Raw genomic sequence first — 1,980 nt, forward strand, 5'->3', positions numbered from 1 at the left:
CGCGGAGGTGCGGCGGGCCGTGATGCTGCGCGGGGCGCTCGTACCCGTCGCGCGGGCGTTGCTCGCCGGGGGACGCGCGGCGCTCGCGGAGTTCCGGCTGACGGTGGGGCGCCCGGTGCGGCCCATGCTCGCCGGGACCGCGGCCTCGGTCGCCGAGGCGCTCGCGGCGCTGGGGGCGTGCGCGGTGGAGGAGAAGCTCGACGGGATCAGGGTGCAGGTGCACCGGGACGGCGAGCGGGTCTCGGTGTGGACGCGGACCCTGGAGGACATCACGGAGCGGCTGCCCGAGGTCGTCGAGGTGGCGCGCGCGCTGCCGGTCACGCGGTGCGTCCTGGACGGCGAGGTCATCGCGTACGACGAGGACGGGCGGCCCCGTAGCTTCCAGGAGATCGCGGGGCGCACGGGCTCGCGCACCGATGTCGCGAAGGCGCGGGCGCTGGTGCCGGTCGTGCCGGTGTTCTTCGATGTACTGCTCGTCGGCGAACGGGAGTTGCTGGACGTGCCGTTCGCGGGGCGGCACCGCGAGCTGGCCGCCCTCGTGGCGCGGGAGAACCGGGTGCGGCGGTACGTGGCGGAGGCGCCCGGGGCGGGGCCGGACGTGCTCGCCGGGGCCGAGGGCTTCCTCGCCGAGACGCTGCGGCGAGGGCACGAGGGGGTCGTGGTCAAGGATCTGGACTCGCCGTACAGCGCGGGGCGGCGCGGGGCGGCGTGGCGGAAGGTCAAGCCCGTGCACACGCTGGATCTCGTGGTGCTCGCGGCGGAGTGGGGCCACGGGCGGCGCACGGGGAAGCTGTCGAACCTGCACCTGGGAGCGCGGGGAGCGGACGGCGAACTGGTCATGCTCGGGAAGACGTTCAAGGGGCTGACCGACGCGATGCTCGCCGAACAGACGGAGAAGTTACTGGAGTTGGCGGTGTCGGACGACGGCCGCACGGTGCGGGTGCGGCCCGGGCTCGTCGTGGAGATCGCGTTCGACGGGGTGCAGCGCTCGACCCGGTACCCGGCCGGGCTGACGCTGCGTTTCGCGCGCGTGGTGCGGTACCGGCCGGACAAGACGCCGGAGGAGGCGGACACGGTGGAGGCGGTGCGGGAGGCGGCCGCCGGGCTCGCGTAGGGACGGAGCGGACCGGCGCACGGGCCGGGAGGGCGACGAGCGGGGCCACCCCGGAGACGGTGGCATATTCCGGGGGCACCATCGGCGCGGGTGTTGCCAAACGGCTTACGCGGCGGGCGAGGCTGTGTCAGAGTCTTCACGTCGCCGCTCCGGCGGCCGGTCGCGCGGTGTCGCCCCCGGTCCCGGAAGGCGTGCTCGTCCGTCCAGTCCGCGGGGTCGGCGTCGCCGGCCCGTGGGTACGCCGTATCGGAGCCGCCATGCCCCCGCCCGCCTCCACGGACCGTCCCGCGCCGCACCTGTGGCAGGACGGCCCGGTCCCTGGTGGCGTGCCGTCCGTGCTGCGGCCCCGGCGGCCCCTCACGGAGCCGGGTGCCGGAACGGGACCGGGGACGGACGTCCGCCGGGGCGCGGAGCCTCGTTCCGGGCTGGAACGGGGTGAACTCGACGCCCTGCTAGGCGAGTTGCGCGAGCGGCGCGCCTCGGGCGCGCTGCCTCCGCACGTCGGCGGCGCCGAGTGGGACCTGCTGACGGACGGCGCCCGCTGCTCCGCGGAGTTCGCGGCGCTCCTCGGTCGCGATCCCGCGCTGCCCGCACCCGGGCTCGACGAACTCCCCTCCTACGTCCACCCGGAGGACCGCGCCGCGCTGACCAGGCTCATGACCGGCGCCCTCGTGGACGGCAGGGCGCTGGACGGCACCTTGCGGCTGCTGCGCGCGGACGGCAGCGAGCGCACGGTGCGCCTGCTGGGCGAACCGGTGCTCGACGCCGAGGGCTGCACGGCTTCCGTGTGGCTCGTCATGCGCGAGACGGCGCCGGGGACCGCGCGGCACACCGCGCCGCCCGCGCCGCCCGCCGCGCGCGAGGAG

Annotated in this window: 2 protein-coding genes; both read left to right on the plus strand. The window is 76.3% G+C overall.

Going from position 1 to position 1,980, the window contains the following annotated elements:
• Positions 1 to 1,114: ATP-dependent DNA ligase (locus G3I42_RS33730; RefSeq protein ID WP_164291468.1), on the plus strand; the 1,114-nt coding region annotated here is incomplete at its 5' end.
• Positions 1,115 to 1,371: 257 nt separating this feature from the next.
• On the plus strand, positions 1,372 to 1,980 hold a 609-nt coding region (locus tag G3I42_RS33735; RefSeq protein ID WP_239096860.1), incomplete at its 3' end, for a PAS domain-containing protein.

The organism is Streptomyces sp. SID11385 (assembly GCF_010548245.1).
Taxonomy (GTDB): domain Bacteria; phylum Actinomycetota; class Actinomycetes; order Streptomycetales; family Streptomycetaceae; genus Streptomyces.